Source organism: Goodfellowiella coeruleoviolacea (assembly GCF_024171785.1).
GTDB lineage: Bacteria > Actinomycetota > Actinomycetes > Mycobacteriales > Pseudonocardiaceae > Goodfellowiella > Goodfellowiella coeruleoviolacea.
The window spans coordinates 424,417-438,258 of sequence record NZ_JAMTCK010000004.1; the positions used below are offsets into that span (position 1 = coordinate 424,417).

The following is a 13,842-nucleotide window of genomic DNA, read 5'->3' on the forward strand; positions in this document are numbered from 1 at the left end:
CCTCCGCCTGGCACGTCCGCCGGGATTAGCCTTCCGGGCGGCCACGTTACCCGGGGCGGATCCGGGCAGCCTCACGTCAGGAGGACGTCGTGCACTACCGGTGGCGCTACCAGGACGAGCAGGCCGGGGACGTGCCCGGCCCGGAGGAGATCTTCGACGCCCAGGCCGAGGCCGAGGACTGGCTGAGCGCGGTCTGGGCGCAGCTGTACGAGTCGGGCGTGCACCAGGTCACCCTGCTGCACGGCGAGTCCGAGGTCTACGGCCCGATGAGTCTGGCGCCGGCGGACTCCTGAGCCGGCACCGCTGGGCTGGTGGCGGCCACCCCGGTGACCGCCACCAGCGGCCGGTCATCGACGCCGGGGCTGCGTCCCGGGGCCGCTGCCGGTCGGCTGACCGGCGGGGCGCGCCCCGGCCAGCGGCGGCAGCGCCTCGAACCACGACTGCCACGCCCGGAACCGGCGCATCCCGTACAGCAGCGGCACCCCCGAGGTCTGCGTGACCGCGGCGACCTCGCCGAGCACGATGGTGTGGTCGCCCACGGCCAGGGTGCCGGCGACCCGGCACTCGGCCATCGCGAACGCGTCGTTGACCAGCCAGGGCAGGCCGGCGCAGCCGAAGGGCTGCCAGACCACCTGGGCGAACCGGTCGGTGTCGGCGGTGGCGAACACCTCGGCGACGTGCCGGCCGTGCGCGGACAGCAGGTTCACCGCGAAGCCGCCCCGGCGGCGCAGCGCGGCGAGCGTCCCGCTGGCGCTGTGCAGGCACACCAGCAGGGTCGGCGGCGCCAGGGTGACGCTGGCCAGCGAGGTGCAGGTCAGCCCGCGCGGGGTGCGGTCGACGTCGAGCGTGGTGACCACGGCGACCCCGGTGGGGAAGGCGCTCATCAGCAGGCGGTAGTCCGCCGCCCGCACCACCGGGCGGGCCAGCTCGCCGTCACCGGCCATGGAGCACGCGCAGGAACTCGTGGTTGCTGGGCAGGGTGTCGACGAGTTCCCGCTGCTGCTGTTTGACCTCCTGGAACATGCGCGCGGCCTTGGTCAGCGAGGCGGGCCGGTCGGCCAGCCCGGGCAGCGGCTGGTCGGGCAGCACGCCCAGGCCGGCCAGCACGCAGTAGTAGCTGCCGTTGGTCCACACGTCGGTGTTCACGTCGATGCCCATCAGCGCCTGCTTGGCGGTCAGGTCCGGTGCGTTGATCACCCCGCCCGCCCGGTAGGTCGCGATCTTCTCCTGGATGTTGTCGGTCAGCCGCAGTTGCTTGTTGGCCCGCCAGAACGGGGTGTCGGTGCGCGGCGAGAAGTAGAAGTGCGCCTGGATGAAGTCGCGCGAGTTGTCGAACATGAACTCGATCTCGCGGTTGAACTGGTCGATCCCGGTCTCGTCGAAGCGCCGGTCCGGGAAGTGGGCGACCAGCCGGCTGATGGCGGTGGTGATGAAGTAGATGCCGGTGGACTCCAGCGGCTCCAGGAAGCAGGAGGACAGCCCGATCGCCACGCAGTTGCGCACCCACGCCCGCCGGTTGCGGCCCACCCGGAAGCGGATGTGGTTGAGCGTGGCCCGCTCCGGGTCGAGGTTCCACAGCGCGCAGAAGTCCCTGGTCGCCTGGTCCCTGTCGGCGAACCGGCTGGCGTAGACGTAGCCGGTGCCGAACCGGTCGAGCATGGGGATGCGCCAGGTCCAGCCGGAGGGCATGGCGATCGACGAGGTGAACGGCTCCACGCCCTGGGTGGCGCTGTCGCTGGGCACGGCGGTGGCCACCGCGCTGTCGCACAGCAGGTGGTCGCTCATGTCCAGGAACGGCTCGCCGAGGGCCTCGTTGATGAGCAGCCCGCGAAAGCCCGAGCAGTCCACGAACAGGTCGGCGGTGAGCGTGCCGCTGGCCCTGGTGCGCAGGCCGGTGATGAACCCGCGCTCGTCGAGGTCCACCGAGGTCATCTCGTCCTGGACGTGCCGGACGCCCTGCTTGGTGGTGGCGAACCGGCGGAGGAAGTCGGCGACCAGGTGCGCGTCGAAGTGCCACGCGTAGGAGGTCGCCCTGGTGCCGTCCAGCCAGCGCGGCGCGCGCAGCGCGTCCATCGCCGGCACCTCGCGCATGCACGCGTGGCCGTAGGGTTCGGTGCTGCGGCCGGCCAGCCGGTCGTACACCCAGTAGTGCGACAGGGGCGTGTCGTCGCAGTACGGCAGCACCCCGAACGAGTGGTAGAAGTGGTCGGTGCCGCCGTCCAGCGGCTGGGGCACGGGATGCGGGCCACCCGGAGTGCGCCAGTTGACGAACCGGACGGCCATCTTGAACGCGGCGTTGCACTCCGGCATCCACTCCTCCTCGGGGATGCCGAGCTGGTCGAAGAACAGCGGCTGGAGGCTGGGCACGGTGGCCTCGCCCACGCCGATCTTGGGGATGGTGGGGGCCTCCAGGACGGTGATGGACACCGTCGGGGGCAGCATCTTGCCGAGGTAGGCGGCGGTCATCCAGCCGGCGGTGCCGCCGCCGAGGATGACCACCCGCCTGATCGCGTTGTCCGCCGTCTCGGTCGTGATCTCGTCCATTGTTGCTCACCTCTCCGATCGGTCCGGGCTGGTTCTCCGGCGATGTGTGGCACACGGCGACGGGAAGGGCCGCGGGGTGACTGGCGATGCTCGTCACGCGTCCAGCGGTGCGGGTCGGCAAACCGCGGACGCGCGGGTTTTTCCGATGACCGACATGCTCGATCGGTCACGCGCGCCCGCTGTCGGGAACGTTGTTGGGAACGCTGTTGGGAACGCTGGGAAAAGCGAACTCGGGACACCGGTGGGCGGCCCGGTGCGACGACGGCGAACGGGACTCGTGAACGGGAGCGTCCGGTGCCGGGAAATCAGAATTTTCGGGATAAATGCCCGATTCGCGAACGGTGGTCACCGCGGTCACCACGGCCGCCGGCGTCGGCCGGTCCTCGGGTCGGACCAGGTCGGCCACTGCCTGACCGGGGGCATCCCAGCTGGTCAGCCCGGTGTGGGCGGGCGGGGGCGGTGCGCTGAGGCCGCCCGGCCGGTGGTGTCGTGCGGCCCGCTCCGCCGGATGTCGGCGATTGCCGCCGCTCCGACTGGATCGTTAATCCGAAAAACCGGAAAAGCAACGGGGAACAGTGTTCGAATTGCTTTTCCGGTGGAAGTTCCGGTGGCTCAACGCTGGGCACGATCAGTGAATATCACGGGGTCGGCCGGGGACACGACAAAATATCTTGACATTCCACCTGCCGGGCGAGGGCGACCATACCAGCGGGTGTTCATGTCCCCGGGCGACTACGTCACGTGATGATCGCGCCGAAATCAGGCGCGGCCCCGGGTCAGGGTGGGCCGCAGCACCATGCCGTTGACGCGCTGGAAGCCCAGCCGGCGGTAGAACGGCACCACGTCGTCGTCACAGCACAGGTCGATGCCGTACATGCCGCCGTCCGGGTCGCCGGACAGCTCCCGGTGGTGCCGGTCGAGTTCGCCGAGCACCCGCCGGACCAGTTCGGTGCCGATGCCCCGGCCCTGGTACTCGGGCAGCACTTCGAGCAGCGGCAGGTAGGCCATGAGCACACCGTCGGTGAGCGCGGTGACGAACCCCACCACCCGGTCGGCGTCCTTGGCCAGCACCACGTGCTGGGAGCCGTGCAGCAGGGCGAGCCGCCGCGCCGGCTCGGGCGGGGCCGGCCAGCCGACGAAGAAGCCGGCCAGATCCGCCGGGGTGAGTCCGGCCAGGTCGCAGGTGTACTCGATCGCCGCCGCCGATGTCATCGTCGCTCCACGCCGTTCTCGGTTCGTCCGTGGCGGGCCCGCGCACCGGGTGGCGGCCCCGCTCCGCTGTGACTGGGCAGGGGAACACAGCTCGGCCGGCCGCCGCCAGCGAATATCGCGGCGGCGACCGGCCGGGTCGGCGACCGGGCACACCTCACGGGAGGTGGCTGTCCGGGCGGGCAACTCTCAGGGGGAGACGGTCAGCGCCGGGTTGGTCTCCACCACGCCCTCCAGCACCGCGTCGATCTCGGCCATCAGGTCCGCGTCCAGCTTCACGCCGGCGGCCTTCACGTTCTCGGTCACCTGCTCGGGCCGGGACGCGCCGATGATCGCCGAGGCCACGTTCGGGTTCTGCAGCACCCAGGCCACGGCCAGCTGCGCCAGGCTCAGGCCGGCCTGCTCGGCCAGCGGCTTGAGCCGCTGCACCTTCTCCAGCACGTCGTCACGCAGCCAGCGGGCGATCATCTTGCCGCCCGACTCGTCGGTGGCCCTGGAACCGGCCGGCGGCTGGGCACCCGGCAGGTACTTGCCGGTCAGCACGCCCTGCGCGATGGGCGACCAGACGATCTGGCTGATGCCCTCCCGCTCGCTGGTGGGCACCACCTGCGACTCGATCACCCGCCACAGCATCGAGTACTGCGGCTGGTTGGACACGAACGGGATGTTCAGCTCGCGGGCCAGCGCCGCGCCCCTGGCGATCTGCTCGGCGGTCCACTCGGACACGCCGACGTAGAGCACCTTGCCCTGGCGGACCAGGTCGGCGAAGGCCGACATGGTCTCCTCCAGCGGCACGGTCCGGTCGAACCGGTGCGCCTGGTAGAGGTCGACGTAGTCGGTCTGCAACCGCCGCAGCGAGGCGTTGCAGGACTCCATGATGTGCTTGCGGCCCAGCCCCCGGTCGTTGGGGCCGCCCGGGCCGGTCGGCCAGTAGACCTTGGTGAAGATCTCCAGGCTCTCCCGGCGCTGGCCGGCCAGCGCCCGCCCCAGGACCGCCTCCGCCTTGGTGTTGGCGTAGACGTCGGCTGTGTCGAACGTGGTGATGCCTGCGTCCAGCGCGGCCCGCACGCACGCCTGGGCCTGCTCTTCCTCGACCTGGGAGCCGTGGGTGAGCCAGTTGCCGTACGAGATCTCACTGACGGAAAGGCCGCTTCGGCCGAGACGACGGAACTCCATGGTGGAGAGCCTAGACGAAATCGTTGTGCTTGCTAACGACCCGGGGCGGTACCCCGCTCCACCTGGGGTGGGGCCGTCACCTGATCGCGTCGCCCGGCCGGACCCTCGGCTTGGGCACCCGCAGCCGGCGCAGCTGGCTGGCCCGGATGAACGAGTACCAGCCGAGGGACAGCCCGCGCAGCGGCGAGTCCGGGAACTTCGCCCGCACCCGCTTGGTCACCAGCCGGCCGAGCACGACGCCCTCGACGAGCATGGCCAGCAGCATCAGCGTGCACGCCAGGGTGGCGTACTGCTGCACCTGCACCAGCGGGGTGAGCAGGGCGACGAACACCACCACGGCCAGCGGCATGAACAGGCCGAGCAGGTTGCGGCGGCTGTCCACCAGGTCGCGGATGTAGGCCTTGACCGGGCCGCGGTCGCGCGGGAGCAGGTACCGGTCGTCGCCGGCCATCATCCGCTCGCGGCGCTCCGCCGCGGCCCTGCGCCGCTCCTCCTTGTTGCCGCGCATCCGGCGCATGGCCTCGCGCTGGTTCCTCGGGGGCGGCGGCACCGGGCCGCGCCGGCGGTTCTCCGCCTCGCGCCGCTTGGGCGTGGGCCGCCCCTTGCCCGGCGTGACCGCCTTGCTGCCCGTCGTCACCTCGACCGGATTGGCCACCTCCACCGCGTCCTTGTCGGCGGTAGCGGTGGTCTCGGCGGAGTTGCGGCGCAGGAACCTCACACCATTAGGGTAGGGCAGGCCCCGAACGGGGCATTTCCGGTGCCGGACTGCCCCGTGCCGCGTGGCGCGTTCGTCCTCGGCTCCTGTCCCCGCTGGCTGTCCTCGGGCGGCTCGGGCCCGGTCGGCTCCGGCGCGGTGTGCCACCATGGTGTGGCGGGAACAAAGCGGGACTGTCCCGTGTTGGCACGGGCGGGCGGATCGGTCACGTCGGTGGCCGAGAGCCTCCGGACAACCCTTTCGGCCACGCCGGTGACCGAGAGCTGTGCGACACACGTGCCCGCGAAGGACCTTGAGGGAGAGCCATGACGACCGCTCAGGAGACCGCTGCCGAGCAGACCCACGGCGTCACGTTGACCGAGGCGGCTGCGAGCAAGGCCAAGGCGCTGCTCGACCAGGAGGGTCGAGACGACATGCACCTGCGCATCGCCGTCCAGCCGGGCGGCTGCGCTGGCCTGCGCTACCAGCTGTTCTTTGACGAGCGCACCCTGGACGGCGACGTCTTCCGGGACTTCAACGGGCTCAAGGTGGCCGTGGACCGGATGAGCGCTCCCTACGTGCAGGGCGCCGTGATCGACTTCGTCGACACCATCGAGAAGCAGGGCTTCACCATCGACAACCCCAACGCCACCGGCTCCTGCGCCTGCGGCGACTCGTTCAACTGATCTTCAGCACTCCTTGAGGGCCGTGGCCGACCATTCGGTCACGGCCCTCGACGTGTCCGCCGAACGACCGGGCCGCCGGGCGGGCCCCCGGGTAGGCTGCTCCGCCGGTCAGGAGAGCGGGGTGGCGCGACCCGCGAACCGGTCGCGAACCGAACGCGAACGGATCGCTCACCGGTTCGGCCACGCACTGGCGGCCCAGCCCGATCGGCTGCCACGCTCGGTGGAGCCGCAGTACCCGACCAGCCCGCAGCCCGAGCCAGCCCAGTCGCCGAAGTAGGGGAGAAACCGGTGCCCGTAGCCGTCAGCGGAAGCATTGCCACCGACCATCTGATGCACTTTCCGGGGAGGTTCGCCGAGCAGCTGGTCGCGGACCGGCTGGACCGCATCTCGCTGAGCTTCCTCGTGGACGACCTGGTGGTCCGGCGGGGCGGCATCGCCGCGAACATCGCCTACGGCATGGCCGTGCTCGGCTGCCAGCCGGTGCTGGTCGGGGCGGTGGGCGCCGACTTCGCCGACTACCGCTCGTGGCTGGAGCGGCACGGCGTGGACTGCTCGGGCGTGCGGGTCTCCGAGGTCGCGCACACCGCCCGGTTCGTCTGCACCACCGACGACGACATGTGCCAGATCGCCTCGTTCTACGCGGGTGCCATGTCCGAGGCCAGGCTGATCGAGCTGGAGCCGGTCGCGGCCCGGTACGGCGGCCAGCTGGACCTGGTGCTGATCAGCCCGGACGACCCGGAGGGCATGCTGCGCCACGCCGAGGAGTGCCGGCAGCGGGGCTACGCCTTCGCCGTGGACCCCTCCCAGCAGCTGGCCAGGATGGACGGCGAGCAGGTCCGGTCGTTCCTGACCGGCGCGGAGTACCTGTTCAGCAACGACTACGAGTGGGAACTGCTGCTGCAGAAGACCGGCTGGACCGAGCGGCAGGTGCTGGACCAGGTCGGCATGCGGGTCACCACGCTGGGGGAGAAGGGCGTGGAGATCATCAGCCGGGACGACGTGTCCGTGCGGGTGCCGGCCGTGCCGGAGGTCGCCAAGACCGACCCGACCGGCGTTGGCGACGGGTTCCGCGCCGGCTTCCTGGCCGGCGTCAGCAAGGGCCTGGGCCTGGAGCGGGCGGCCCAGCTCGGCTCGCTGATCGCGGTGCTGGTGCTGGAGGTGCACGGGCCCCAGGAGTGGACCTTCGACCAGGAGGCGGCCCTGGCCCGGCTGGACGCGGCGTTCGGCGCGGACGCGGCCAACGAGGTGGCCGCCATCCTGCCCGCCTGACCCGGCGCGATCCCGGGGGCGCGGGCCGGCTCGGCTCCCGCCCCCGGGTGGTCCCGTGGTGGACCGGGGCGCGCCGGCAGTCCCCCCCGCTGACAACGACGGAGCCGCCGGGGCTGGTGATCGCCCCGGCGGCTCCTGCCTACGCCTTGTGCTGTTGTCGGCCCCGCTGGCCGGCCCACCGGGGCTGGCCAGCCGAGGTGGTCAGAGCCGCACCGGGTAGCGGGGCTCCGGCACCACCGGGCGGATGCGCTGCTCGACGAAGATGCCGTGCCAGAGCATGAACACGATCAGCGCCCAGATCCGCCGGCTGTGGTCGAGCGTGCCCGCGCGGTGCTCCTCCACCATCCGCAGCACGGCCGGCTTGTCGATGTACTCGTCGGTCTGCGACTCGCGCACGATGTGCAGCACCCAGTCGTGCATCTCCTCGCGCAGCCAGTGCCGGATCGGCACGGGGAAGCCGAGCTTGCGCCGGTTCAGCACGTGCGCCGGCACGATCTCGCGCAGCGCCTGGCGCAGCGCGTACTTGGTGGTCTCCTTGGTGATCTTCTGCTCCAGCGGGATCTGCGAGGCCACCCGGAACACCTCCGGGTCCAGGAACGGCACGCGCAGCTCCAGCGAGTTGGCCATGGTCACCTTGTCGGCCTTGACCAGGATGTCGCCGCGCAGCCAGGTGAACAGGTCCACGTGCTGCATCCGGGTCACCGGGTCCCAGCCGGCCGACTCCCGGTACGGGCCGGCGGTCACGTCCTGGTGCGACACCCGCGGGTCGAAGCTGCGCAGCACCGACCGCAGCTGGTCGTCCCGGAAGATCCGGGCGTTGCCGTAGTAGCGCTCCTCCAGGGTGAGCGCGCCGCGGCGGAGCAGGTCCTTGCCGCGCACGCCCTCCGGGATCTTGGTGGACACCTTGCCCATGGCCTTGCGCAGCGCCCCGGGCACCTTCTCGAACGCGGCCAGCGACAGCGGCTCCCGGTAGATGGTGTAGCCGCCGAACAGCTCGTCGCTGCCCTCCCCGGAGAGCACCACCTTGACGTGCTCGCGGGCCTCGCGGGCGATGAACCACAGCGGCACCAGCGCCGGGTCGGCCACCGGGTCGTCCAGGTACCACACGATCAGCGGCAGGGCCTCCATCATCTCGTCGGCGGAGACCGTGCGGATCACGTGCTTGACGCCGATCGCCGCGGCCGACTCGGCCGCCACGTCCACCTCGGAGTAGCCGGCGCGCTCGAAGCCGGTGGTGAAGGTGATCAGGTCGGGGTTGTGGTCCTTGGCCAGCGCCGCGATGGCGGTGGAGTCGATCCCGCCGGACAGGAACGAGCCCACGGTCACGTCCGCGCGCATGTGCTTGGCCACCGAGTCCCGCATGACCTCGGCGATCTCGTGGTAGAGCCGCTTGGCCTCCACGTCACCGTTGACCGTGCGGGGCCGGAAGGTCGCGGCGAAGTACCGCTCGGTCACCGGCTGACCGCCAGGGACCAGCGTGAACGAGTTGCCCGACTCCAGCCGGTGCACCTGGTCGTGCAGGGTGGCCGGCTCGGGCACGTACTGCAGCGTCAGGTAGTGCTGCAGCGCCCGCCGGTCCATCCGGGGCGCGATGCCGATGGTGTTGGCCAGCGCCAGCACGCTCTTCTTCTCGCTGGAGAACACCGCGCCCCTCGGGCCGACCGCGTAGAACAGCGGCTTGATGCCGAACGGGTCGCGCGCGCCGAACACGACCCGGCGCTCGTTGTCCCAGATCAGGAAGGCGAACATGCCGCGCAACCGGCCGACCACGGACGGGCCGAGGTAGTGGTAGGCGGCGACGATCACCTCGCTGTCGCCGTCGGTGGTGAACCGGGCGCCGTACCGCTCGATCAGCTCGGCACGCAGCTCCAGGTAGTTGTAGATCTCGCCGTTGAACAGCAGGGCGTACCGGCCCTCCGCCCCGGGCGGGCCCCACAGCAGCGGCTGGTGGGAGTGCTCCACGTCGATGATGGACAGTCGGTTGAAGCCGAAGACGGCCTGGCCACCGACCCACGTGCCACTCTCGTCGGGCCCGCGGTGCCGCTGGCAGCGCATCGCGCTCGCCACGGCCGGACGTGCCTGTTCGGCGTCGTACTCGCTAGCGCAAACCAGTCCAGTCAGACCGCACACGCGTCTCGCGCACCTCTCGTGTCGAGTCCTGTCGAGCTGTAGCAGTTCCTCGGGTTCGCCGGCATCGGCAGGGGCCGGGCCGGTTTCCGGCCGCGTCGCGGGGCGGTGGCGAAGCCCTCGGTGTGTGGTCAAGTATGCCGGGACAGCGCGGTGAGCCGGGCGGCGGCCGTTGGCCGACCCGGACCGGCGCTACCTCGACCGGGTGGCGTTGTGATCTAAACGGCAGGTCGACGCGCCTGCCCCCGGGCGGTGGCGCGGCACGTGCTGAGCTAGGCTCCTCACGACTCCGGCCGGGTGCCGGCAAATGCTTTTCAGCAGCGGCTGTCAGCCGTCGCGGCGAGGTAGCTAAGTCAGCGAGGAGGCGTCGAGCAGTGGGCCTGAAGGAGGGCACCAGGGCAGCACGGCTGGCCAAGATCACTGGGCTGGTCGGCCTGGTTGGCATCGCGGCCACCGGCTGCTCCACGGACGAGGTGCTGCGCTTCGGCTGGCCGGTGGGGGTGACCCCGCAGTCCGAGCGGATGCGTGACCTGTGGACCTGGTCGGTGGTTGCCGCGTTGATCGTGGGTGTCATCGTCTGGGGACTGACCCTGTGGTCGGTGATCTTCCACCGCAAGAAGTCGGACCGGTTCCCTCGGCAGACCGCGTACAACATGCCGCTGGAGATCGTGCTCGTCACGGTGCCCACGGTGATCGTGGCGGTGTTGTTCTACTTCACCGCGACCGCGCAGAACTTCGTGAACAAGTTGTCGGACAACCCGGACGTCACCGTCGACGTGGTGGCGTTCCAGTGGAACTGGGAGTTCCAGTACCCCGACTACCCGACCGGCCAGGACAACGGCGGCACGCCGGTGAGCACGGTGGGCACCTCCAACGAGATCCCGCTGCTGGTCCTGCCGACGAACAAGACGATCAGGTACAACCTGAAGTCCACCGACGTGATCCACTCGTTCTTCGTGCCGGAGTTCCACTTCAAGCGGGACGTCTTCCCGGAGCCGGACAAGAACAACCAGGAAGCGTCGTTCGAGAACACCATCGACAAGCAGGGCTCGTTCGTCGGCCGTTGCGCCGAGCTGTGCGGCGTCTACCACGCGATGATGAACTTCGAGGTCCGCGCGCTCAGTCCCGACCTGTTCGACCAGTACATGAAGCTGCGGCAGCAGACCAACGCCCAGACTGGTCGGCCCTACACCGCGGCCGAGGCGCTCAGCCAGCTCAACTGCGGTGAGCTGTGCACCCCGCACGCGCTGACGACCACGCCGTTCGACACCAAGCGCACGGCCCGCGAGGCCTCCGGCGGCGGCAGCTGAGCGGATGACGGACGGGAGAACGAGGACACCATGAAGGTCGAAGCCAGGCTGTTCGACGTCATCACCGGGTTCGCCTTTCTCGTGGCGATCATCTACGGGTTCTGGGCCCAGGAGCCGGTCGGCATTGTGGCGCTGACCCTGACCGGTGGGCTGTCGCTGATCATCGGCACCTACTTCCGGTTCGTGGCGCGCCGCATCGAGCAGCGGCCCGAGGACAACCCGGACGCCGAGGTCAGCGACGGCGCCGGCGAGCTGGGCTTCTTCAGCCCGGGCAGCTACTGGCCGATCGCCCTGGCCTCGGCCGCGGCCGTGGGCGGTGTGGCCGTCGCGTTCTGGCACGTGTGGCTGCTGGTGATCGCGGCCGTGCTGATCCTGGTCGCCGTGGGCGGCCTGCTGTTCGAGTACCACGTGGGCCCCAACCACGAGTGACCCCAGCCCCTGAGGCGTCCCCGAACGGGCCGGCCGGAGTGCACAGTCCACTCCGACCGGCCCGTTCGTCGTTCCACCCCACCCCCACCCGCGAGTCGACTTTGCAAACCCCGCGAGTTGACAGTTCAGGCAGGGCCGTTCGGGTGATGGGACACGCTCCCGGCGTGGTCGCGCCACCCCGGGTGGGTGGAGCCCAGGGCGTTCGCCGTGCGGGGGAGCTGGGGGATTCCGGGCGCATCGCGGGGCGCCCACACGACGGTGCGACCGGGCTCGCGGAGCCTGGGCGGGAAGGCCACCAGTGACCCGGTCGGCCGCCGCCACGGCACGCGCGGTGCTCCGTCGCGCCGGACGCCGCGCACCACCACCGCGTGCCCGCCAGGTGGACCGTGAGACCGTGAACGCCACCCGCACGGCAAAGGGCCCCACAAGCCGCTTGTGGGGCCCTCGAACCGCTGCTCAGCCGCGCCTCAGGCGGCCTGGTTACCGCTCTGCTGGTAGTTGTCCACGTACTCCTGGCCGGACAGCTCCAGGATGGCGTACATGATCTCGTCGGTGATGGCCCGCAGGATCGGCTGGGTGGCCGTCATGTTCTGGTAGCGGGTGAAGCTGAGCGGCGCGCCGAACCGCACGGTCACCGGCTTGACGCGGGGCAGCTTCTTGCCGACCGGCTGGACCTTGTCCGTGCCGATCAGGCCCACCGGGATCACCGGTGCGCCGGTCTCCAGCGCGGTCCTGGCCACGCCGGTGCGGCCGCGGTGCAGCCGGCCGTCCAGCGACCGGGTGCCCTCCGGGAAGATCGCGTAGATCCCGCCCTCGGCCAGCACCTGGGCCGCGGTGTCCAGCGAGTCGCGCGCGGTGCGGCCACTGCCCCGGCGCACCGGGATGTGACCGAGGGAACTGAAGAACCAGCGGGACAGCGCGCCGCGGACCCCGGTGCCCTCGAAGTACTCGGCCTTGGCCAGGAAGGAGACCTTGCGCGGCACCACGATGCTGATCACCAGCTGGTCGGCGAAGGAGAGGTGGTTGCTGGCCAGGATCACCGGGCCGTGTGCCGGAAGGTTGTCCAGCCCCTCGACCTTCGGGCGGTAGACGGCCCGGGCGACCGGGGCTACCCCCTTCTTCAGGATCCCGTGGAACACCCTGCGTCCTCCTCGCCGTGCACGATCTTGGCCGATCCGGAAAAGCTTGCCGGGTAATCGACCACAGCGGAGCGGATTGTCCGCAACACCACAGTCAAACACCACGTGCGTCCCCGAAACGGACCAATCCCCGCCCGGTTCGGGGCGCCGCGCGGGGGCGTCCAGGGGTCAGGAGCCGGCCAGCTCGGTGCGCAGCTTGGTGCTCAGCTGGACCCACCGGCTCAGCAGGTCGGCCGCGGCACCCGAGTCGATGGCCCGGCCGGCCTCGGCCAGCCCACCCACCAGGTCGGCGGTCAGGTCGTCGGTGAACCCGCGGAAGGCGGCGATCGCGCCGGCCGCGTTGACCAGCACCGCGTCCCGCACCGGGCCGGGCTTGCCGGCCACCAGCTCCCGCACCACCTCGGCGTTGACCGCCGCGTCCCCGCCGAGCAGGTCCTCGGGGGCCGAGCCGGGCACGCCCAGGGCCGCCGGGTCGATCCGGTCCACCCGCACCGCGCCGTCGCGCACCACCCAGGCCGTGGTGGTCGTGGTGGTGGTGATCTCGTCCAGCCCGTCGTCACCCCGCACCACCAGGGCGGAGGCACCGCGCCGGGCGAACACCTCGGCCAGCAGCGGCGCCATCCGCGGGTTGGCGCAGCCGATCAGGCCGGCCGCCGGCTGCGCCGGGTTGGTCAGCGGGCCGAGCAGGTTGAACGCGGTGGGGATGCCGATCTCCCGGCGCGGGCCGCCGGTGACCCGGAAGGCCGGGTGGAACACGGGCGCGAAGCAGAACCCGATGCCCAGTTCGGCCACGGACCGCAGCACCCCGGCCGGCGGCAGGTCGATGGCCACGCCCAGCGCCTCCAGCACGTCGGCCGTGCCGCACTTGGACGAGGCCGCCCGGTTGCCGTGCTTGACCACGGGCACCCCGGCGGCGGCCGTGACGATCGCGCTCATCGTGGAGATGTTCACCGTGCCGGACCGGTCACCACCGGTGCCGACGATGTCCACGGCGCGCTGGCCCACGTCGATCCGGCGGGAGTGGGCGAGCATGGCCTCGGCCATGCCGGACACCTCGGCCGGGGTCTCGCCCTTGGCCCGCAGCGCCACCGCGAACGCGCCCACCTGCGCGGGCGTGGCCGTGCCGGACATCACCTGGTCCATGGCCCACGCGGTGTCGGCCTCGGTCAGGTCGACACCCTCCACCAGTTGGCCGAGCACCGTCGGCCAGGACCTGGCATCAGCCATTGCCGTCACCCCGCGCGTGTGGTCCCCGTGCC

The 13,842-nt window shown here is 71.1% G+C and carries 13 protein-coding genes; 5 read left to right on the forward strand and 8 right to left on the reverse strand.

Translation table 11 applies throughout. The features are described from left to right. Positions 1–89 precede the first annotated feature (89 nt). Positions 90–293 (forward strand): hypothetical protein, encoded by a 204-nt coding sequence (locus LX83_RS10740; protein ID WP_253769886.1) that lies wholly within the window; start codon positions 90–92, stop codon positions 291–293. Positions 294–347: 54 nt separating this feature from the next. On the opposite strand, the gene LX83_RS10745 is transcribed toward LX83_RS10740, so the two are convergent. From LX83_RS10745 to LX83_RS10765, 5 genes are all read right to left on the reverse strand, one after another. Next, a complete protein-coding gene (locus tag LX83_RS10745; RefSeq protein WP_253769888.1) occupies positions 348–944 on the reverse strand; it encodes a flavin reductase family protein in 597 nt (198 codons plus the stop codon). Continuing rightward, complete coding sequence (locus LX83_RS10750) at positions 934–2,544, reverse strand: tryptophan halogenase family protein (protein WP_253769890.1); 1,611 nt, start codon at positions 2,542–2,544, stop codon at positions 934–936. Before LX83_RS10750 ends, LX83_RS10745 begins: the two co-directional genes overlap by 11 nt. Before the next feature lie 759 nt (positions 2,545–3,303). Continuing rightward, entirely contained in the window at positions 3,304–3,756 is a 453-nt protein-coding gene (locus tag LX83_RS10755; protein ID WP_253769892.1) for a GNAT family N-acetyltransferase, read from the reverse strand. A gap of 186 nt (positions 3,757–3,942) precedes the next feature. Next, positions 3,943–4,929 carry an aldo/keto reductase family protein gene (locus LX83_RS10760; protein ID WP_253769894.1) on the reverse strand — a complete coding sequence of 329 codons (987 nt, stop codon included), beginning with the start codon at positions 4,927–4,929 and terminating at the stop codon, positions 3,943–3,945. 76 nt (positions 4,930–5,005) lie between these two features. Next, positions 5,006–5,647 (reverse strand): DUF3043 domain-containing protein, encoded by a 642-nt coding sequence (locus LX83_RS10765; RefSeq protein WP_253769896.1) that lies wholly within the window; start codon positions 5,645–5,647, stop codon positions 5,006–5,008. Positions 5,648–5,949: 302 nt separating this feature from the next. Here LX83_RS10765 and LX83_RS10770 point away from each other — a divergent pair, with 302 nt between their 5' ends. Next, entirely contained in the window at positions 5,950–6,309 is a 360-nt protein-coding gene (locus tag LX83_RS10770; protein ID WP_253769898.1) for a HesB/IscA family protein, read from the forward strand. Between the two features lie 330 nt (positions 6,310–6,639). Continuing rightward, the gene (locus LX83_RS10775; RefSeq protein ID WP_253769900.1) at positions 6,640–7,578 is read left to right on the forward strand and encodes a carbohydrate kinase family protein; all 939 of its coding nucleotides are present in this window, start codon (positions 6,640–6,642) and stop codon (positions 7,576–7,578) included. 201 nt (positions 7,579–7,779) lie between these two features. On the opposite strand, the gene asnB is transcribed toward LX83_RS10775, so the two are convergent. After that, positions 7,780–9,708 (reverse strand): asparagine synthase (glutamine-hydrolyzing), encoded by a 1,929-nt coding sequence (gene asnB / locus LX83_RS10780; RefSeq protein ID WP_253769902.1) that lies wholly within the window; start codon positions 9,706–9,708, stop codon positions 7,780–7,782. A gap of 371 nt (positions 9,709–10,079) precedes the next feature. Between asnB and ctaC the strand changes: the two genes are divergently transcribed. After that, positions 10,080–11,015, forward strand: a complete 936-nt coding sequence (ctaC, locus tag LX83_RS10785; protein ID WP_253769904.1) for an aa3-type cytochrome oxidase subunit II — start codon at positions 10,080–10,082, stop codon at positions 11,013–11,015. Positions 11,016–11,045: 30 nt separating this feature from the next. Further along, positions 11,046–11,444, forward strand: a complete 399-nt coding sequence (locus LX83_RS10790) for a cytochrome c oxidase subunit 4 (protein ID WP_253769907.1) — start codon at positions 11,046–11,048, stop codon at positions 11,442–11,444. Between the two features lie 467 nt (positions 11,445–11,911). Here the strand turns inward: LX83_RS10790 and LX83_RS10795 are convergent, their stop codons facing one another. Both LX83_RS10795 and trpD read right to left on the reverse strand, forming a co-directional pair. Next, positions 11,912–12,583: a lysophospholipid acyltransferase family protein gene (locus LX83_RS10795; protein WP_253769909.1), complete on the reverse strand. Its 672-nt coding sequence runs from the start codon at positions 12,581–12,583 to the stop codon at positions 11,912–11,914. A 168-nt stretch (positions 12,584–12,751) separates the two neighbouring features. Beyond that, positions 12,752–13,810: an anthranilate phosphoribosyltransferase gene (trpD, locus tag LX83_RS10800; protein WP_253769911.1), complete on the reverse strand. Its 1,059-nt coding sequence runs from the start codon at positions 13,808–13,810 to the stop codon at positions 12,752–12,754. Positions 13,811–13,842: the final 32 nt, after the last annotated feature.